General features: G+C 62.4%; 16 protein-coding genes. 8 read left to right on the forward strand and 8 right to left on the reverse strand.

What is annotated here, in order from left to right:
• Position 1: 1 nt before the first annotated feature.
• The 7 genes from RAK1035_RS01020 to RAK1035_RS01050 form a co-directional block, all read right to left on the reverse strand.
• A complete protein-coding gene (locus RAK1035_RS01020) occupies positions 2-763 on the reverse strand; it encodes an SDR family oxidoreductase (RefSeq protein ID WP_037297498.1) in 762 nt (253 codons plus the stop codon).
• Complete coding sequence (locus RAK1035_RS01025; RefSeq protein ID WP_008280762.1) at positions 760-2,337, reverse strand: GMC oxidoreductase; 1,578 nt, start codon at positions 2,335-2,337, stop codon at positions 760-762. The genes RAK1035_RS01020 and RAK1035_RS01025 overlap by 4 nt, the downstream gene beginning before the upstream one ends.
• Positions 2,334-4,331, reverse strand: coding sequence for an acyltransferase family protein (locus RAK1035_RS01030; protein WP_008280763.1), 1,998 nt, complete (start codon positions 4,329-4,331; stop codon positions 2,334-2,336). The genes RAK1035_RS01025 and RAK1035_RS01030 overlap by 4 nt, the downstream gene beginning before the upstream one ends.
• Positions 4,328-5,617 (reverse strand): glycosyltransferase family 4 protein, encoded by a 1,290-nt coding sequence (locus tag RAK1035_RS01035; RefSeq protein WP_008280764.1) that lies wholly within the window; start codon positions 5,615-5,617, stop codon positions 4,328-4,330. The genes RAK1035_RS01030 and RAK1035_RS01035 overlap by 4 nt, the downstream gene beginning before the upstream one ends.
• A 10-nt stretch (positions 5,618-5,627) precedes the next feature.
• Positions 5,628-7,022, reverse strand: a complete 1,395-nt coding sequence (locus RAK1035_RS01040; RefSeq protein WP_008280765.1) for a membrane protein — start codon at positions 7,020-7,022, stop codon at positions 5,628-5,630.
• 223 nt (positions 7,023-7,245) lie between these two features.
• Positions 7,246-7,935: a sugar transferase gene (locus tag RAK1035_RS01045; RefSeq protein WP_008280766.1), complete on the reverse strand. Its 690-nt coding sequence runs from the start codon at positions 7,933-7,935 to the stop codon at positions 7,246-7,248.
• An 878-nt stretch (positions 7,936-8,813) separates the two neighbouring features.
• On the reverse strand, positions 8,814-9,680 hold the full coding sequence (locus RAK1035_RS01050) for a branched-chain amino acid aminotransferase (protein WP_008279017.1): 867 nt from the start codon (positions 9,678-9,680) through the stop codon (positions 8,814-8,816).
• 165 nt (positions 9,681-9,845) lie between these two features.
• Between RAK1035_RS01050 and RAK1035_RS01055 the strand changes: the two genes are divergently transcribed.
• The 8 genes from RAK1035_RS01055 (at position 9,846) to leuB (ending at position 17,806) form a co-directional block, all read left to right on the forward strand.
• The gene (locus tag RAK1035_RS01055) at positions 9,846-10,343 is read left to right on the forward strand and encodes a MarR family winged helix-turn-helix transcriptional regulator (RefSeq protein WP_008279018.1); all 498 of its coding nucleotides are present in this window, start codon (positions 9,846-9,848) and stop codon (positions 10,341-10,343) included.
• Positions 10,340-11,041, forward strand: a complete 702-nt coding sequence (locus RAK1035_RS01060) for a response regulator (protein ID WP_008279019.1) — start codon at positions 10,340-10,342, stop codon at positions 11,039-11,041. Before RAK1035_RS01055 ends, RAK1035_RS01060 begins: the two co-directional genes overlap by 4 nt.
• 506 nt (positions 11,042-11,547) lie before the next feature.
• Complete coding sequence (locus RAK1035_RS01065; RefSeq protein WP_008279020.1) at positions 11,548-12,129, forward strand: hypothetical protein; 582 nt, start codon at positions 11,548-11,550, stop codon at positions 12,127-12,129.
• 249 nt (positions 12,130-12,378) lie between these two features.
• Positions 12,379-13,785, forward strand: coding sequence for a 3-isopropylmalate dehydratase large subunit (leuC, locus tag RAK1035_RS01070; RefSeq protein WP_008279021.1), 1,407 nt, complete (start codon positions 12,379-12,381; stop codon positions 13,783-13,785).
• Complete coding sequence (leuD, locus tag RAK1035_RS01075; protein ID WP_008279022.1) at positions 13,785-14,390, forward strand: 3-isopropylmalate dehydratase small subunit; 606 nt, start codon at positions 13,785-13,787, stop codon at positions 14,388-14,390. Before leuC ends, leuD begins: the two co-directional genes overlap by 1 nt.
• A gap of 381 nt (positions 14,391-14,771) precedes the next feature.
• Complete coding sequence (locus RAK1035_RS01080) at positions 14,772-15,572, forward strand: hypothetical protein (RefSeq protein WP_008279023.1); 801 nt, start codon at positions 14,772-14,774, stop codon at positions 15,570-15,572.
• Between the two features lie 74 nt (positions 15,573-15,646).
• Entirely contained in the window at positions 15,647-16,621 is a 975-nt protein-coding gene (locus tag RAK1035_RS01085; RefSeq protein ID WP_008279024.1) for an endonuclease/exonuclease/phosphatase family protein, read from the forward strand.
• 78 nt (positions 16,622-16,699) lie between these two features.
• Positions 16,700-17,806 (forward strand): 3-isopropylmalate dehydrogenase, encoded by a 1,107-nt coding sequence (gene leuB / locus RAK1035_RS01090; RefSeq protein ID WP_008279025.1) that lies wholly within the window; start codon positions 16,700-16,702, stop codon positions 17,804-17,806.
• A 362-nt stretch (positions 17,807-18,168) separates the two neighbouring features.
• Here the strand turns inward: leuB and exaC are convergent, their stop codons facing one another.
• Positions 18,169-19,689, reverse strand: a complete 1,521-nt coding sequence (exaC, locus tag RAK1035_RS01095) for an acetaldehyde dehydrogenase ExaC (RefSeq protein WP_008279027.1) — start codon at positions 19,687-19,689, stop codon at positions 18,169-18,171.
• Between the last annotated feature and the right edge of the window lie 71 nt (positions 19,690-19,760).

Here is a 19,760-nt window from a genome sequence, read left to right on the forward strand (position 1 = left end):
GTCAGGTAGGGATCACGCGTGCGGTGCGGCGGCGCAACAAGAGCGCATCCTTGATCCGGCCTTTGAGACCCCGCGGCGGCAATATCTCGCGATCCTGTTCGAACACTGCGCCATTGAGCGTGGGGTCATACCAGAGCGCAAGCGCGGCCCCCCAGCGCGCCGCCTGCGCCGGATCAAGGCCATGGGGCACGCCCATACGGGTGGCGAGCATGCCGGGCATCCAGTCGGTCAGGACAATCCCCGGAAAGCGGTCGGCAAGATCCGCCACAAGCGCGCGCGTCAGGATGCGCCCAGCCCCTTTGGACACCGCATAGGCCGAGGAGGCGGGCAAAGGCCACAGATCGGCAAAGGTCGAGACGTTGAGGATGCGGCCAAAGCCGGTCTCGACCATGCTGTCCAAGGCAAGCCGGGTGGAGGCGACGGTGCCACCCAGATTGATCGCCATGGTTTGCGCGAAACTCTCGGGTGTTTCATCCAGAAAATCACGGCGCGGATAGATGGCGGCGTTGTTGATCAGCAATGTCACCGGCGCGATTTGGGTGATCTGAGCAAAGGCCGCGCGCAGCGCCTGCGGGTCTGCGACATCGGCGATGAGGGGCGTGATCCGACCGCTTGGGTCCATCGCGGCGGTCTCGGCACCCCCCTCGGGCGCGCGGCCAAGGGCCACGACGCGCTGACCGCGTGCCGCGAGTTCGAGCGCCAGAGCGCGCCCTAGCCCACCGCCTGCGCCGGTGACAACCGCCATGCCATCCGAGAGCCTCATATCTCTGCCTTTCTGCGCTGCGCGATCCCCTCGGCCACGCGCAGCGCGTTGGCGGCGATGGTCAGGCTTGGGTTGACCCCCATAGACGAGGGCATGAAGGACGCATCCACGACATAGAGATTGTCCACCCCATGCGCGCGGCACTCGGGGTCAAGAACGCTGGTCGCCGGATCGATGCCATAGCGCAGCGTGCCGCAGGGATGGCCAAAGTTCAACTCTGGGGTATGGGTGAGAAAGAGCCGCCGGTGCCCGCGCAGCCCCGCGCGCAGGGCGCGACGAAAGGCGCGGCGGCGGCTGAGCAATTCGGGGTGAAGCGTATAGCTGATGTCGATGGCATCGGGGGCCCTGTGGTCATAGGTAACGCGGTTCTCGGGGTATCCCAGATCCTCCATCAGCCCGACAAAGACCTGCGCCCGCCCCAGGATGCGCGCAGCAAGCGCCGCAGGCAGGCGGGTGAGGTGGCGCAAGGGACGGATGTGGCGTAGCGCGGAGCGGTCGAACATGCCGTTCAAAGTATGCACAATCTCGCCATAGCCCGCCGCGATGCCCATGGCCTGCACCGTGCCAAAGCGCTGCCCGTCGCGGTGGTAGAAGTCGCGGAGCGAGATCGTCTTGGTCGGGCCGGATTGAGGCGTGCCGCGCGGCGGCCAGAGGGCAAAAATCTCGTTGAGGTGGAACATGAGGTTGCGGCCCACGAGGCCCGAGCCATTGGCGCAGCCGTCGGGCCAGTGCTCAGAGGCGGAGGCCAGAAGCAAGCGGGGCGAGCCAAGCGCACCTGCGGCCAACACGATCCGGGGGGCGGAGAGCGTGAAGGTTTCGCCGTCGCGTGTAACCTCGATATGGGTGACGGTGTGGGCCGTGCCGCAGAGGCGGCGCACGGTGCAACGGTCGAGAAGAGCCGCGTTGCCGGTGGCAAGGGCCGGTTCCACCCCAGCAGAGCGGCCATCCATCTTGCAGGGTTTGGGGCATTTGACGCCCAGACACTCATGGCAATCGGCCAGATGGCGGATCGCGGAATGGAGGCGGTAGGGATGCAGCCCCGCCGATTGCAGGCTGCGCATGAGCGCGGCATCCGTGGCAGAGAAGAGCGGCGGGCGGTGCAGGGGCGTGACCGGTTCCGGCGAGAGCGGATCGGGATCGCCGCAGATATGCAGCAGGGTTTCGGCCTCGGCATACCAATCACGCATCGCGTCAAAGCCGCCGGGCCAACCGCCGGTGGGGTGCGGGCGCGTCTCTGTCGCCTCAAGATCATGGCGCTCGGGGCGTTCCAGCGTGGCGGCGTAGAACACCGAAGAACCACCCACCCCGGCCCCGATGGGACCGAAGAATTCCGATGCGCGGCCATTGATCTGTGCGCGGATGGGCCCCGGCCAATAGCCCCGCAATTGGCGGGCGGTGGGATCGAAGATTTCGGGATTGAGCCCCTGACGCTCGGATCGGTGGCCTTGGGGCCCCTTTTCGACGAAAAGCACCTTGAGGCCGCGTTCGGCCAGCCTGCGCCCGATCAGGCCGCCACCCATGCCGGTGCCGATAACGATCACGTCCCATTTGCCCTCTCGGATCGCGGCGGTCATTGCGGGGCCTCGAAAACGGGGGCGAGCAGATCGCTGAGCGCGATGGCGGCGCGGTTGGTGAGGTGGTTGTTGTCGAAATAGAACGCTTGGCCCGCCTGCATCACGCCGCAGGTGCGGGCATCGCAGAGGCGCTGCCACGGGTCAATGAGGGTGATCGCGCCAGACTGCGCCAAGGCCATCAGCGGGGCCTCGGCATGGGCGGCGCGCGCAAGGGCCGTGGCGCGGGGCACGGTGAGGCGGGTCGTGTCCTCGGGACTCATGCGGCCATGCACAAGCGCGCGGGCCACGGCGCGGGAATCGTACTCTGGCACCTCGGGCGGTTGGCGCAGGATGTGGATTTGGGGAAACTGCGGGGCGAGTTCAGCAAGGGTCCGGGTGAGGGCGGCATTGAAAAGCGTGTGTTGCGGGCCTTGGGGCAAAAGGCTGCCCGGTTCGGGCGTGAGGGTGATGCGGTTGTGGGCGTCCAGCCCGACGCCCTGCCCTTCGGCGTAATAGGACCAGCGGCCTATCAGAAGCAGGGTGTGCAAGCTCTCAATTTGGGCCAAACCGCTACGGATGGTCTGATTTGCGCGGGTGCAGGCGGCATCCTGCGCCGGGGTGGCGGCGGTTTCCGTCTTGGCCACGTCAAAGAGCGGCGGGCAGCCCGCGTGCCACAGGATCAGCGCGGGGCGGTTGGCGGCGAAGGCGGCGGCCTCTAGCCCCTCTTTCATGGCGCGCAGGTGGCTATCGCCCCAGATCAGAACTTGCGGTGGCCCATCGGGGCCGATGGGGCAGGTTTCAACGCCCGCGAGCGGGCCGGTGGCGGGGATGGTGCAGCGTGACCAGTCCTGATTGAAATCACCAGAGGCGGCGATATGCGTGCGCAATTCGGGGGCAAAGCGGGTGGGCAATCCATCACCGCGCCAAAGGAGCAGGCCCACCGCCAAGAGAGCCAGCGACGCGAGCGCCGTACCCGAGACAAGCGCGCGGGTGCCACCCTGTGTCTGGCGCACGGGGCGTTCAACATAGCGCCACGAGAGGATGGCAAGGGCAAAGGCGAGCGAAAGCCAAAGAGCCGCTTCGATCGGGCCGGAGTAGCCATCGCGCCAATAGGACGAGAGAACGAAAACCGGCCAATGCCAGAGATAGAGCGAATAGGAGATGAGGCCGATGAAAACCGGCGCAGGGTGCATCAGCGCGCGGTTGACGGGGTTGGTATCACGGCCATTCCCGAGGATGAGCAGCGTGCCTGCGACGGGCAAGACCACCTGCCAGCCGGGAAAGCCCTCGGCCCGGATCAGGGTAATGCTGGCGAGGATCAGCGCCAGACCGGCCCAGGAAAGCGCGGGGTGAAGGGCGAAACGCCAGCCTCGTTCTTGGCCCGCGATGGCCAGCAAGACGCCCGCCAGCAATTCCCATGCGCGGAAGGGAAAGAGGTAAAACGCCGCCGTGGGCGAGCGCGGCGTGAGCCAGAGGCAAGCGGCGAGCGAGAGCACGGCGAGGACCGCAAGGATCATCGGCAGGGTGGGCCGCCAGCGGGCGAGGGCCAAAAGAAGGAAGGGCAGAACGATGTAGAACTGTTCCTCAACCGCAAGCGACCATGTGTGCAACAGCGGCTTTTCCTCGGACGCGCTGTCGAAATAGCCCGCTTCGCGGTAGAAATGGATGTTGGAGAGATAGACGGTGGCGGCGATGAGGGATTTGCCGAATTCACGGTATTCGAACGGCAAAAGAATGAGCCAGCCCATCACCAATGTGGCCGCCGCCATGGCGAAATAGGCAGGGGCCAAGCGGCGCAGGCGGCGCAGGTAAAAGCGGGCAAGGCGGATGCGGCCCGTTTCCCTCAGGTCCGACCAGAGGATGCCACCGATCAGAAAGCCGGAGATGACAAAGAAGATATCAACCCCGACAAAACCTCCGGGGATGCCCGGCATCCCGAAGTGATAGAGCACGACCGACAGCACCGCGATGGCGCGCAGCCCGTCGATTTCGGGGCGATAGGCGGCGGCGCTCATGCGGCAAAGACCTCGGGCAGTGGGGATTTGGCCAGCAGGGCATCATAGACGGCGCGAACTTGGCCGGCCTTGGCGGCCCAAGTGGCCTGTTCCAGTACCCAAGCACGGCCCGCCTGCCCCATGGCGGCGAGGGCGGCGCGGTCTTGGGAGAGGTTTTGCAGGGCCGCGGCAAAGCCTGCGATGATCTCGGCCCGGCTGCCCAAGGGCACCTTGACCCCGCGCGATGCGGTGACCAATTCGCCGGGGCCTGCGTAATCGACGATCAGGGGCGGCACGCCCAAGGCCATCGCCTCGAGCACCACGCCGCCGCCGAATTCACGGATCGAGGGAAAGGCGAAGAGATGACAGGTGGCCAGCACGTCCTGGACATGGGCATGTTCGAGCCAGCCGTGAAAGGTGATGTGAGCGGCCACGCCCAAGGCGTCAGCCTGCGCGCGCAAGGCGGGCATCATGGGCCCGTCACCCACCAGATCAAGATGCAGGCGCCCCGCGCGCAGCAGGGGGACTGCAGCCTCGATCAGCATATCGGGGCCTTTGTAGGGCACCAGCCGCCCAACGAAAGCCGCGCGCAGGGGACCATCGGGTGCCGGTCTGGCAATGCGGGAAAAGCGGGCCGGGTCGATGGCGTTTTCGGGCAGATAGACGGTTTTGGCACGGGCAAAGCCGGGCAATTCGCCCATCGTGTGACGAGAGCCTGCGAGGATCGCAGCGGCGTGGCGCAGGGTCGCGGTGCGGCCCGGCAGCGCCTTGTAGGCGCTGCGCAGATAGCTGAGGTATTCACGCTCGCGCCGCCGCTCGGCGTCAAAGCCTGCAGGCCATGGCACGCCGCCATTGAGCGGCCCAAGAACGAAGGGCACACCCGCGCGGGCGCATTTGCCAGAAAGGGACGAGGAAATCGTCGGGCTGAGGGGGGTGATGCGGTGGACGATGTCATAGCGCCCGGCGCGGATGGCCTCGCCGAACTGTCGCCAGACCAGATGCTCGAACCATGGATAGCTGAGGGCGTTGATCAGTTGCAGCGTGGTCCAGCCCTTGCCCTGCCCCATGCGCAACCGCTCGCCCAAGGCCCAGAGCGGGCGCGCGAGCGCTTCGGAGTCGATGGCGGTGAAATCCACGCCTTCGGTCAGCCCCGCGCGCAAGAACGCATCACGGTTGCGGATTTGGGTGACGATATGCACCTCGGCCACCTCGCGCAGGGCGGTGGCCAGTGACCAGCCGACCAGCGGCACGCTGACCCATTCGGGATTGGCGGCCTCGGCGATGGCCAGCACGCGGGGGCGGGTCATGGGGCCTGTCTCACATGATCGGGCGCCAGCCCAGAGGGCGGCGGCGGGATGTCTCGGGGCGCTGGTGGCGCGCGGCCTCGGCCAGCCCAAGCACGGCCCCGGCAAAAAGCCATGTAAGCGGCGTGAGCGTGGCATTGGGCAGCATGTCAATCAGGTTGATCGCCAGCAAAAGCGCGACGGGGCCAATCAGGCGCATATGCGCGGCATCGCCCAGACGGCGGGCATAAACCCAAAGCATCAGGACCGGCAGGGCGACAAGGCCGAATTCGGCCAGATATCCGACCCATCCGAAGATGCCGATCAGGATGATCCAGCGCCCGTCAGTTACGGTTTCGATCACGCCGGTGATGGGATTGAGGATATGGTTGCGCCCCCAGCTGCCCCAGCCAAAAAGCGGCTTTTCCAGAGCGCGCTCCATCAGGATATCCTCGTTATCCAAGCGGAAGCGCAGCGAATTGGCGCGGTCGGGATCGACCTTGGCGGCCTGTTCGAGAATCCAGTCGACCGGGATCAGCCCCGCCCCTTTGAGCACCGGATAGCAAATGGCCACCACCGCCATCACCCCTGCGATGCGGATTTGCATCCGCGTGGGCAGGAAGAGTGCCAGCGGTGCCAGGTAGACGCCATACATGAGCGAGCCCAGCGATTTGCAAAGCACCAGCACAGCCCCAAGGTAGAGCGCCGCCAAAAGATAGAAGATGCGCCGCCGCACATCGGCCTCGCGCGCCAGAGCGATGGCGCAGGTTATGGCCATGACAGTGAAAAAGGCAACCCAGAGACCGTGATACATGAAAACGATGGGGCGGAACCCGCCCGAGCGCATCATCTGTTCGAAACTGTGTTGGAAATAGCCGTAGATCCAGATGTTAAGCTGCGGTGAAAGGCGCACCTCGAGAAGCATCGGCAGGGAATAGATCAGCCCGCCCAGCATCAGCGCCATGACCAATTCGCGCAAGCCTTTGGGCGTGGCCAGATGCTGCCGGGCCAAAAGAAACGGCAAGAGCAGGATGGATTGCAAAAGGACAAGGGCCACCATGTCCTTGAGGCCCAGTGCGGGCAGGCCGATGCGCCCGTAGAACACCGGTTCGCCATTAGTAAGGACCGTGGCAATGGGGCTGAAGATGAAGAGCGCGATGAGGACGCGGGCAGGCAAGCTCTGCGGCAAGAGCGGCGCGCGAGACTTGGCGTGGATGAGGCAAATGACGAACGTGGCAACGCTGGGCAGCGATTCCTTGGTCAGGGGCGGCATGAGCGGGAAATCAAAGGCGGCAGGCGGCGGCGGCAGGAACATATAGGCCCCCAAGAGGGACCAGATCAGCGCGCGCTCAATGGGCCAGCGCCGGAACATCACCAGCGTGATCAGCGGCCAAGCGGCCAGCATCAGATAGGCCAAGGCATTGGGCATGACGCGCCGGGCACCTCTTTGACTGTTTCGCCAGTCTTGCCGCAGGGCGCGGCGCGGCCCGGAAAGGCCGGATGGCAGGGTCAGCCTAAGTGCCAAGACCCCTAAATTTCAACAAATTCAAACCGTCGGATCGGGATTTTGGCCGCAAGGTGCATCAATGTGCCAGTCCGGGGCAGATTGTCCCGTGCGCGAGGATCTCCGCACGGGCCATGGGCGCAAGCGCCTAGCAGCCCGTTCCAGTCAGCACCACGCGGAACGTGCAGAGCATCACCCGCAGATCGGTCCAGAAAGACAGATCCCGCAAGTATTTCCGATCGAATTCCGAGCGTTCGGCAAAGCTGCTCTCGTTCCGCACGGAAATCTGCCAAAAGCCTGTGATACCGGGGCGCAGCGCGTAATAGTCGCGGCCGGGATAGAGCGGCGTTTGGCAGGGCATCATCGGGCGCGGGCCGACGATGGACATATCCCCAATCAGCACGTTCCAAAGCTGCGGCAACTCGTCAAGCGAGCTTTTGCGGATGAGGCGACCGATGCGGGTGATGCGCGGATCATGGCGCAGCTTTTGATGCTCGTCCCATTCCAGCCGGCGCGCAGGATTGGCGGCAAGATAGCTTTCAAGCTGAGCATCGGCGTTCAGCACCATGCTGCGCAGCTTCCACATCCGGAAGATGCGGCCATTCTTGCCAACCCGGTTCTGCGCGTAAAAGGGCGAGGCCCCATCGCGCGCAATCAAGACGCTGAGCACAGCCACGACCAAGATCACGGCCGGAGCCGCAAGCAGGACGATGACGATGTCCAGAACGCGTTTAAAAAAATTTCCGTAGACCTGAATCGATTTCAATCCGACAGCCGGATTTTGAATCAAATTCGCGTCCTCTCGGTGCAAAGGCACCGAAACCGATCGCAAAGACATGGCAGCACTCCCCAGAATCTCGAAACCCCAAAACCGTTTACACATATACTGCCCGGCCCGTTGTCACGGGATGTGCCGGTCGTCTGGCACGTCTCCGCAATTATGTCTGAAAGATGGCGTAACTGTCGCCAGAGTTCGGCAGGCTTAGGCACACGTAATGCGTCACTTTTCGCATATGACTTCGGTCGGGCAACTTACCCCAAGGATACAACCGGCCAATGCCCCCACTGCCTGTCGTTTCCAGATTTACTAAGTATTAAGCTAACTTAAACGTTGATGCACCGTGCCCAGAACCAAGTCAATAACCCCAAAAAAATACAACTTAGGGGTGTTTTACACTTCCAACACTTCCGTTCAAAAGCGACAGGCCATCCGGCAATAGCCCTTGTTTTGCCGCAATGCGCCTGAGCCAATTTGTCCGTCTGCGACCAGATCACGCCACATTTTCACCACAAACTGTCCCGCCAAATGGTCATCAGATCACCGGTCACATGCGGGGCAGCACGCCGAATTGTATCGCCTCTCGAAACAACCACTCGATACCCGGCGCATTGCCTATGGGATAGGGGGAAAAATAACGTATTGGTTGCCAAGCCCGGGAAGCGACGCAGCGTAATGTTGCGCCTTGGGAAACAGGGCAAGGGCCGGGGCGCAAACCAAGGCGCGCGCGCGCAGCCCCAGCAAGTGCGACGCAGGTTTGCCACAATTCGGACACGTTTAAGGAGAGCTGGACAGTATCCTTTTGCGGGCTAAAACAGCCGCGCGGCGGGAAATTGCGGCGAATCACTCGGCCCGAACGGGGCAAAAACGCTGGAATCCGCATTAAAATGCCGCCCGGCAGGACCGGACGGCGATTGTGGCAGAATTAGGACCTAGGGTCAGGCGCGCACAAGCGCCTCATAGGCCTGAGAAACGTCGCGCGTCATCGCGCCCACTTCAAAAGTGTAATCGCCGATCTGACCCACGGGCGTCACCTCGGCGGCAGAGCCGGTCAGCCAGCACTGTTCAAACCCTTCGAGTTCCTCGGGCATGATATGGCGCTCATGCACCTTGATCTGGCGATCCTTGAGCATACCGATCACGGTCTGGCGCGTGAGACCATTAAGGATGGCATCCGCCAGCGGCGTATGCACTTCGCCATCCTTGACGAAAAAGATATTGGCCCCCGTCGCCTCGGCCACATAGCCGCGATAGTCGAGGAACATGGCATCCGAACAGCCCTTGGCCTCGGCGGCATGTTTGGACATGGTGCAGATCATATAGAGACCGGCGGCCTTGGCGGCGACGGGAATGGTCTCGGGGCTGGGGCGCTTCCATTTGGCGATGTCGAGCTTGGCGCCCTTCATTTTGGCGTCGCCATAATAGTTGCCCCATTCCCACGCGGTCACGGCCATGCGGATCGGGTTGCGCGCGGCGGCAACGCCCATATCGGGGCCAGCGCCCCGGAACGCGACAACGCGCACATAGGCATCGGTCAGGTTATTGGCCTCGAGCACGGCGCGTTTGGCGGCCTCGATCTCGTCCACCGTATAGGGGATCGCCATATCCATCAGCTCGCCGGATTTCAGCAGGCGTTCGGAATGGGCACGGCTTTTGAAGACTTTGCCGCCATAGCAGCGCTCGCCCTCAAAGACGGAGCTGGCATAATGCAGCGCGTGTGTCAGGATATGCACATTGGCATCCCGCCACTCCACCATTTTGCCATCCATCCAGATTTTGCCGTCCCGATCGTCATAGCCAGACATTTCCGCTTCCCCTTCACCATGTTTGCATTTATTGCGCTGTATATGTCCGCCTCGGACATAATATTGCGCAAAAACTGAGATTCGGTAGCAGTTTGATCTTGGAATGTCAACAAAGCTGACTTAATGTGAAATATGTAGCTCGTAAATTGTGAACGGAGCCTAGGCATGGCCGAAATGCATGGCGGCGAAAACCTGTTGTTTCTAACGGACGAGCAATTGCGGCAGGGTATTGAGGCGATGTTTTTCGCCTATCGTGGGTTCACGGCTGACCCGGATCGTATTCTGGCCACCATGGCCTATGGCCGGGCGCATCACCGGGCCATCCATTTCATCGCCCGCAGCCCCGGCACCACGGTGAATAACCTGCTGGCCATTCTTGGCGTGACCAAGCAATCGCTGAACCGCGTGCTGCGGACCTTGATCGAAGACGGGCTGGTCGAAAGCAGGGTCGGCACCGCAGACAAGCGCGAGCGGCATCTGACGCTGACCGAAGCGGGGGCCGCATTGGAACGCAAGCTGTCGGATGCGCAGCGCGCGCGCATGCGTGCCGCCTATCGCGCGGCGGGGCCACAGGCCGTGGCCGGGTTTCGTCAGGTTCTGGAGGCGATGATGGAGCCTGAATTGCGCCGCCGCTATCACGCCATTCGGGAGAGTGACACATGACCGAGCCCGCCCCCCATCTGCTGATCGTCGATGACGACGAGCGCATTCGCGGCCTGTTGCGCAAATTTTTGATGCGGCACGGTTTCCTGGTCTCGATCGCGCGCGATGCGGGCCACGCGCGGCGGGTGCTGGCGGGGCTGGATTTCGACCTGATCGTGATGGATGTGATGATGCCCGGCGAAAGCGGTGTCGAGTTGACGCGCGCGCTGCGGGCCACCCACAAGACGCCGATCCTGCTTTTGACGGCCAAGGGCGAAACCCCCGACCGGATCGAAGGGTTGGAGGCGGGTGCAGATGATTACCTGCCCAAGCCGTTCGAGCCCAAAGAGCTCTTGCTGCGGATCAATGCAATCCTGCGGCGGATGCCCGAGCCGGAACAAGAGCCGGCGCAACCCAAGGTCGTGCATCTGGGGCCGGTGCGCTATGACATCGAGCGCGCGGAACTGAGCCGGGCAGGCAAGCCTGTGCGCCTGACCGCGACCGAAGTGCAACTGATGCGGATCTTTGCCGAGAACCTGCGCAAGCCGGTCAGCCGCGCCAAGCTGGTCGAGGATCTGGGCCGCGCGGGCGGGCAGGCGCAAGAGCGGGCCGTGGATGTGCAGATCACCCGCCTGCGCCGCAAGATCGAGAGCGACCCCAAGCAGCCGCGCTATCTGCAAACCGTACGCGGCGAGGGCTATATGCTCGCGTCGGACTAAACGACAGCGCAGACTGGGGGCGCTGCCCCCGCCCCGGACCCTGTCCGGGGCCCCCCCGAGGTATTTCGGGCCAGATGAAGCCGGAACCGCATGGCATTGCCGGATCGCCGCGCGTGACGTTCGCCGGCGCAACGACCATGAAATCCGGGAATTTTGGTGGGAACCAGCGTCAAACCATGATCGATTCGCGCCTAGAGCGAGAATTTTTTAGCGCAAGACTTGTAGACCTTTGCCCCAATACGGGTTGGACGTCGCCATGACACTGGCGCAATGCCGCTGCTGGATGGGCAACCCGCCGCCGAAATCAACGCCATTTGGGCCGTTTCAGCCTCGAACAAGAGCCGAAACACGGCGCGCGCAGAAAACTGCCGATCCTCAGGCGAAAACACGTCACCACGGCGCGCCACCCGATTTGCACGATTGCGTGACTGCCCGTACCCCGATGGCGCGATGCCGGAACACATAGGTGATCGTAAGTGCCAATCAGGGCAAATCGGGAGACTGAAATGGACTCACAATTGTATGCTGACGGTATTCGTTTTGTACATATTCTTGCTGTTTGCGCAGGGCTTGGGACGTCGATTCTTGCAGATATCCACGCAGCCAGCCGTTTAAGACAACGGATAGATGACGAGTTTCTTGAGCTGCTGCATCGGTACCACCAGGTCGTCGTGGCCGCGCTTGTCGTGATGTGGGCGAGTGGTCTGGTGATCATCGGGATGAAAACCGGATTTGACGCGGCTCAGATGACGCCAAAGCTGGTGGGGAAAGTCATCACCGTGACGCTGCTCACGATCAATGCGTGGTTCATCGCCGCCAAGGTCATGCCGATCTTGAAGAATGCAATCGGCCAGACGATCCTTGATCTGTCACGGCGGCAGCGGTTTGGAATGGGACTGATCGGAGGGATCTCTACCGCCAGTTGGATGCTTGCTCTGGCGATGGGTGTCAGCAAGTTCCTCGCTGCAAGCCCGGCGGAAACCTTTGTCTATCTTATCCCTATAGCCTATGCCGCCTGCGTGCTTGGAGCGCTCTGCGTGCTTGTGACCCCCGGACCATCGGGAGTGAGACAGTATCAGCCTGCCTGATACGTCCAGAAAGGGGCCGTTCATGCGGCCCCTTTGACTCTGCTCTTGTCCTTGCCTGAGACCCCATTCGGGTTTATGTGCAGGGTATGCAACGGTTCGTCTTTTTCAACATAACCGACCACGCGCGGCTACCGGCCCGCTTTTTTGGCATGACCTGCACCGTCCTCGCACGTGCGTGAGGGCCGGCGCTGACCGCGCATGCCCACTCCCCCCTTTATTGATCGAAACCAAACACGAAAAGAGAGAGCCATGTCTGCTCCGCGTACACTCTATGACAAGATATGGGATGCCCATGTGGCCCATGAGGCCGAAGATGGCACGTGCCTTTTGTATATCGACCGCCACCTCGTGCATGAGGTGACAAGCCCGCAGGCCTTTGAAGGGCTGCGGATGGCGGGCCGCACGGTGCATGCCCCCGACAAGACCATTGCCGTGCCGGATCACAACGTGCCCACCACGCTGGACCGCGCCAATGCCGCCACCATGACCGAGGACAGCCGTATTCAAGTTGAGGCGCTGGACAAGAATGCGCGCGATTTCGGCATTCATTATTATCCGGTGTCGGATGTGCGCCAAGGGATCGTGCATATCGTGGGGCCGGAACAAGGCTGGACCCTGCCCGGCATGACCGTGGTGTGCGGCGACAGCCACACCGCGACGCATGGGGCCTTTGGCGCGCTGGCGCATGGCATCGGCACCTCTGAGGTCGAGCATGTGTTGGCCACCCAGACGCTGATCCAGCGCAAGGGCAAGAATATGAAAGTCGAGATCACCGGCAAGCTGCGCCCCGGTGTGACCGCCAAGGACATCACCCTGTCGGTGATCGGGGCCACCGGAACCGCAGGCGGCACCGGCTATGTCATCGAATATTGCGGCGAGGCTATTCGCGATCTGAGCATGGAAGGCCGCATGACGGTCTGCAACATGGCGATTGAGGGCGGCGCGCGCGCAGGCCTGATCGCGCCGGATGACAAGACCTATGACTATGTCAAAGGTCGCCCGCATGCCCCCAAGGGCGCGCAGTGGGAGGCCGCGCTTAACTGGTGGAAAACGCTCTATTCCGATGATGACGCGCATTGGGACAAGGTGGTCACGCTGAAGGGCGAGGATATTGCCCCCGTCGTCACATGGGGCACCAGCCCCGAGGACGTGCTGCCGATCACCGCAAGCGTGCCTGCGCCGGAGGATTTCAAGGGCGGCAAGGTTGAGGCCGCGCGCCGGTCGTTGGAGTATATGGGCCTCAAGCCCGGTCAGAAGCTGAGCGATGTCGAGATCGACACCGTCTTTATCGGGTCTTGCACCAATGGCCGGATCGAAGATCTGCGCGCGGCGGCGGCAATCCTGAAGGGCAAGAAAATCGCTGTGAAACGGGCGATGGTTGTGCCCGGTTCTGGCCTTGTGCGCGCGCAGGCCGAGGAAGAGGGGCTGGCGGATATTTTCATCGAGGCTGGGTTTGAATGGCGGCTTGCGGGCTGTTCCATGTGTCTGGCGATGAACCCCGATCAGTTGTCACCGGGCGAGCGCTGCGCGGCCACGTCGAACCGCAACTTTGAGGGGCGTCAGGGGCGCGGCGGACGCACCCACCTGATGTCACCGGCCATGGCGGCAGCGGCGGCAGTGACAGGGCGGCTTACAGATGTGCGGGAGATGATGTGATGGAAAAATTCGAAAAACTGAGCGGTATCGCCGCCCCCCTGCCCTTGATCAATATCGACACCGATATGATCATCCCCAAGCAGTTTCTGAAAACGATCAAGCGGTCGGGCTTGGGTGTGAACCTGTTTGACGAGATGCGCTATGATGATGACGGCAAGGAAATCCCCGATTTCGTGCTGAACAAGCCGCAGTATCGCGACGCGCAAATTCTGGTTGCGGGCGATAATTTCGGCTGTGGGTCGAGCCGCGAACATGCGCCTTGGGCGATCAAGGATTTCGGCATCCGCTGCGTCATCGCGCCAAGCTATGCCGATATTTTCTACAACAACTGTTTCAAGAACGGCATCCTGCCGATTGCCCTGCCGCAAGAGCAGGTGGATGTGCTGATGAAAGAGGCCGAAAAGGGCGCCAATGCGCGGATCGAGATTGATCTGGAGGCGCAGACGGTGTCGACATCGGAGGGGGTCGTGTTCTCTTTCGAGGTGGATGCGTTCCAGAAACATTGCCTGCTGGAAGGGCTGGATGATATCGGCCTGACGCTGGAAAAGGCCGCAGCCATCGAGAGTTTCGAGGCGCAGGCGGCGCAGGCGCGTCCCTGGGTCTGAACCGGATCAAAAACACATAAAAAGACGCCGCAGAGCACTCTGCGGCGTTTTGTTTTGGCTATGCGTCTTGTGCCCCGCACAGCCCATTCCACAAGATGCAGTATTTACAGTCCCTTACGCCACAAAGCTGAACCAAGTTTGATGCAATCCTGCACCACTTACACCCTCAATCGGCCCTAAATCTTTTGTCTGATTAACCAAGGACTTGTGGTGATAAGTGAAAGAAGGCAAAAATTGGGCGAGATTGAGGCAGCCCGCCGTAAAGTGTGGGATCAAGTTGGCACAAGGGCGCGGCACCGCATCGCGACCGACCAAGTTGAAGGGGAAAGGGCAGTGTTTTCACTGGTACCAGGTGCGCTCGCGCGCGCCATATTGATTGCGATGCTGGTCGCCACGCCCTCGCTGGTCGTGCCGTCCACAGGTGCGGATACCGCACAGATCGTAATCGTCCTCTCGATCCTTGCAGGGTTCATGACCTTTATCGAATATTACGGCAAATATCCCAGCATCATCGAATTCCGTTTTGCCCCGCCCTTCAACCGCGCCAAGTTTTTCGCGCTGACGATCATTCTTGTCTCGCTGGCGATGATCGTGCGGGGCACCACACACCCGACCGAAGCGACCGAATGGTTGACACACCTGGGCCGGGGTCTGGGTGAGGCGATTGATTTTCCCTATTCGCCCGTGCGTCTGGTGGTTCTGATGATGCCCGCCGATGCCGATGCCGCATTGATTGACATGGTGCGGATCGCCTCGGGGATTTCCTATACCGTGTCGCTGGTGATGATCCTCTATTTCGTGACGCTGGTGCGATTTCTGGGCTGGCCTGCGCGCTCGGGCGCGTTCAATGTCTGGATCAACCTGCCGCTTTTTGATCCCACGGGGGGCGGCGATGTGCTGCACCGTTTGCGCCGGGATGCCGGTCTTAATGTTGTATTAGGATCTTTGCTGCCATTCTTGATTCCAGCAGCGGTGCGCGCGGCCTCGGATTTGATTGATCCGATTTCGATCGCGCAACCGCAAACCTTGATCTGGACGATGGCCGCATGGGCGTTTCTTCCTGCCAGTATGTTGATGCGCGGTATCGCGATGGGTCGGATTGCCGACATGATCGAGGACAAGCGCCGCCGCGCCTATGCCGAAGGCGACGCATTGACAGCCAAGGGGCTGCAAGGCGCCTGATCGCGGGGCTTTGCGCGCTTCTTCTTTGCGCGCTGCCCGCATATGCAGACAGGCTGCGTCTGGCGAGTTGGAATGTGGATCTGGAGCGCGCGGGGCCGGGGCTGCTGTTGCGGGATTTGCGGCGGGGCGAGGATGCGCAGATTGCCGCAATCCTGCATGTGCTGGCGCAAACACAGCCTGATATTCTGGTTTTGCAGGGGGTGGATTACGACCTTGACCTGCTTGCGCTGAGCGCGCTGCGCGACCGTATTTCCGAAGGGGGCGGGCCGCGTTACGATCACCTCTTTGCCCGTACCCCCAATGCCGGTCTCGCCACCGGGCTCGACATGGATGGCGACGGGCGGCGCGGCGGGCCGCGCGATGCCCAGGGCTATGGTGATTTCACCGGTCAGGGGGGCATGGCGATTTTGTCGCGCTATCCTGTGGATCAGCCGGGCGCGCAGGATTTCAGTGCAGTCCTCTGGCGCGACCTGCCCGGCGCGCTGTTGCCCATGCGGGACGGCCAACCCTTCCCGTCAGAGGCGGCGCAGGCCGTGCAGCGCCTCGCGTCGCGCGGGCAGTGGGTGGTGCCGGTGCTGCTGCCCTCTGGGCCCATGCAGGTGATGACCTTTCACGCCACACCGCCGGTGTTTGACGGGCCAGAGGATCGGAACGGGCGGCGCAACCATGATGAACTCCGGTTCTGGCAGCTTTATCTGGATGGGGCGTTCGGGCCGCCGCCGCAGGGATGGTTCGTGCTCATGGGCCATGCCAATCTTGACCCGGGGGCGGGTGGCGGGCGGCCAGAGGCCCTGCGTGCGCTGCTGGCCGATCCGCGCCTGCAAGACCCCCGCCCACTGCGCCCCGGAGCGGTGGAACCACCGCTTGCGACCGTTCACTGGCCGCCCCCCGGCCCCGGCACGCGGCGGGTGTCCTATATCCTGCCCGCCGCCGATCTGAGCGTCACGGATGCCGGCGTGCATTGGCCGCCCGAGGGCACGCCAGAGGGGGATTTGGCCGCCACCGCCAGCCGTCATCGGCTGGTCTGGGTCGATCTGAGCCTGCCATGACATCGGGGTTTCTTGACCATTGCGGGGCTTGCGTATAGGCCAACGGGCAACATCAAACGCAAGCCAAGGAAACGCCCCATGAGCAACCCATCGCTTCTTATTCTGCCCGGTGACGGGATCGGCCCCGAGGTCATGGCCGAGGTGGTCAAGATCATCGACTGGTACGGGGCCAAGCGAGGGATGGCGTTTGACGTGTCCGAGGATCTTGTGGGCGGTGCCGCCTATGACAAGCACGGCACGCCGCTGCATGACGACACGATGGCAAAGGCACAAGAGGTCGATGCCGTGCTGTTGGGGGCCGTCGGTGGGCCGAAGTACGACAACCTCGATTTCAGCGTCAAGCCTGAGCGTGGCCTGTTGCGCCTGCGCAAGGAAATGGACCTATTTGCCAACCTGCGCCCGGCGCAATGCTTTGACGCGCTGGCGGATTTTTCGAGCCTCAAGCGCGATGTGGTGGCCGGTCTCGACATCATGATCGTGCGGGAATTGACCTCTGGCATCTATTTCGGCGAGCCGCGCGGCATTTTCACCGAAGGCAATGAGCGGGTCGGCATCAACACGCAGCGCTATACCGAGAGCGAGATTGACCGCGTGGCGCGCGCGGCCTTTGAATTGGCGCGCAAGCGGGGCAACCGTGTCTGTTCGATGGAAAAGGCCAATGTGATGGAATCGGGCGTGCTGTGGCGCGAGGTTGTGCAAAAGGTACGTGACGCCGATTACCCTGATGTTGAGCTCAGCCACATGTATGCGGACGCAGGCGCCATGCAGCTTTGCCGCTGGCCCAAGCAGTTCGACGTGATCGTGACCGACAACCTCTTTGGGGATCTCTTGTCGGATGCGGCGGCGATGCTGACGGGATCGCTGGGCATGCTGCCGTCGGCCTCGCTTGGCTTGCCGATGGCCAATGGCCGGCCCAAGGCGCTTTATGAGCCGGTGCATGGCTCGGCCCCCGATATTGCCGGTCAGGGCAAGGCCAACCCGATTGCCTGTATCCTCAGCTTTGCCATGGCGCTGCGCTATTCGTTTGACCAAGGGGCCGAGGCGACGCGGCTGGAGAAGGCTGTGGAGCAGGTGCTGGCGGACGGTCTGCGCACCGCTGATCTCTTGGGTGAGGATGGTGTGACGCCGGTGTCGACCACTGAGATGGGCGATGCGATTGTGGCGGCGCTTGACGCGAGCCTCTGAGGCGAACGCAGGTTCAACACGGAGAGGCCCGCCACTTGTGCGGGCCTTTTTTGTTGGGGGTGCACGGCGTAGGTTTGGCTGAGTGCAGGTGGCCATGGCCACAAGGGATGAGCCGCGCAGCGCCCGTCCGCCGGGTGGGCGTTGCAACCTTATCGGCTGGCACTTGATGCTTGCCAAACACTTCCGCGTTATCAATCGTGTATGACGTTGCAAAAGCGCCCGCCCGGTGGGGCGGACGGGCGCTGCGCGGCGGCGCGTGCCGCGCCTTGATTCCGCGCATTGACGATTGAGGCCAGCATCAGCCCAATAAAAATTGCCGCCGGAGAAGACCCCGGCGGCTTGCACTCGTGACCTGCGAACCTTTAGAAAAACCCAAGCTTGTTGGGGTTGTAGCTGACCAGCATGTTCTTGGTCTGCTGGTAATGATCCAGCATCATCTTGTGATTTTCGCGCCCGATTCCCGACTGCTTGTAGCCGCCAAAGGCCGCATGGGCCGGGTAGGCGTGATAGTTGTTGACCCAGACGCGGCCCGCCTCGACAGCGCGGCCAAAGCGATAGGCGCGGGTGCCATCGCGGGTCCAGACACCAGCGCCAAGGCCATACATCGTGTCATTGGCAATGGCGAGCGCTTCGGCTTCGTCCTTGAAGGTGGTCACGGACACGACCGGACCAAAGATTTCCTCTTGGAACACGCGCATCTTGTTGTGGCCCTTGAGGATGGTCGGCTGGATGTAATAGCCGCCCGCAATCTCGCCGTTAAAGCGCGCGGCGTCGCCGCCCACCAGCACCTCGGCCCCCTCTTCCACGCCGATGGTGAAATAGGACATAATCTTGTCAAACTGCTGCTGGCTGGCCTGTGCGCCGACCATGGTCGCCATCTCGCGCGGGTCACCCTGCTGGATCGCCTTCACGCGGGCAATGCAGCGCGCGATGAACTCCTCGTAGATGTCTTCCTGGATCAGTGCGCGGGATGGGCAGGTGCAAACCTCGCCCTGGTTAAAGGCAAAAAGAACAAAGCCTTCGACCGCCTTGTCGAGAAAGGCGTCATCGGCGGCCATCACATCCGAAAAGAAGATATTGGGGGATTTGCCGCCCAGTTCCAGCGTCACGGGAATGAGGTTTTCGGTTGCGGCCTGCATGATCTTGCGGCCCGTCGCGGTCGAGCCGGTAAAGGCAATCTTGGCGATACGGGTGGATTTGGCGAGCGGCGCGCCCACCTCTGCCCCCATGCCGTTGACGATGTTGAGCACACCGGCAGGCAGCAGATCAGCGATGAGTTCGACAAGAACCATGATCGCGGCGGGGGTCTGTTCGGCGGGTTTCAGCACGATGCAATTGCCAGCGGCCAAGGCCGGGGCCAATTTCCATGCCGCCATCAGGATCGAGAAGTTCCACGGGATGATCTGGCCCACGACGCCCAAGGGTTCGTGGAAATGATAGGCGACCGTGTCATGGTCGATCTCGGACATGGTGCCCTCTTGCCCGCGCAAGACGCCCGCGAAATAGCGGAAATGGTCGATGGCGAGCGGGATATCGGCATGGGTCGTCTCGCGGATGGGCTTGCCATTGTCCCAGGTTTCGGCCTGCGCCAGAAGGTCAAGATTGGCCTCGAGCACATCGGCAAACTTGAGCAGGGTGTTGGAACGATCCGCAGCAGAGGTGCGGCCCCACGCCTCGCGCGCGGCATGGGCGGCATCAAGTGCGCGTTCCACATCCATCGCGTCAGAGCGCGCAACTTCGCAGATCACTTCGCCGGTGATGGGCGTGATATTGTCGAAATAGCGGCCATTGACGGGGGGCACGAATGTGCCGCCGATGAAATTGTCATAGCGTGTTTTGAAGGGCGAAGCATAGCTGCCCGCGACTTGGGTCATCTCATTCATTGGGGGTCCTCCGGTTACGCCCGGTCCTCCGCCGGGAATGACCAGAGCATGCGCCCTACCCCGGCTTGCGT

This window comes from Roseovarius sp. AK1035 (assembly GCF_003288315.1).
Taxonomy (GTDB): Bacteria; Pseudomonadota; Alphaproteobacteria; order Rhodobacterales; family Rhodobacteraceae; genus Roseovarius; species Roseovarius mucosus_A.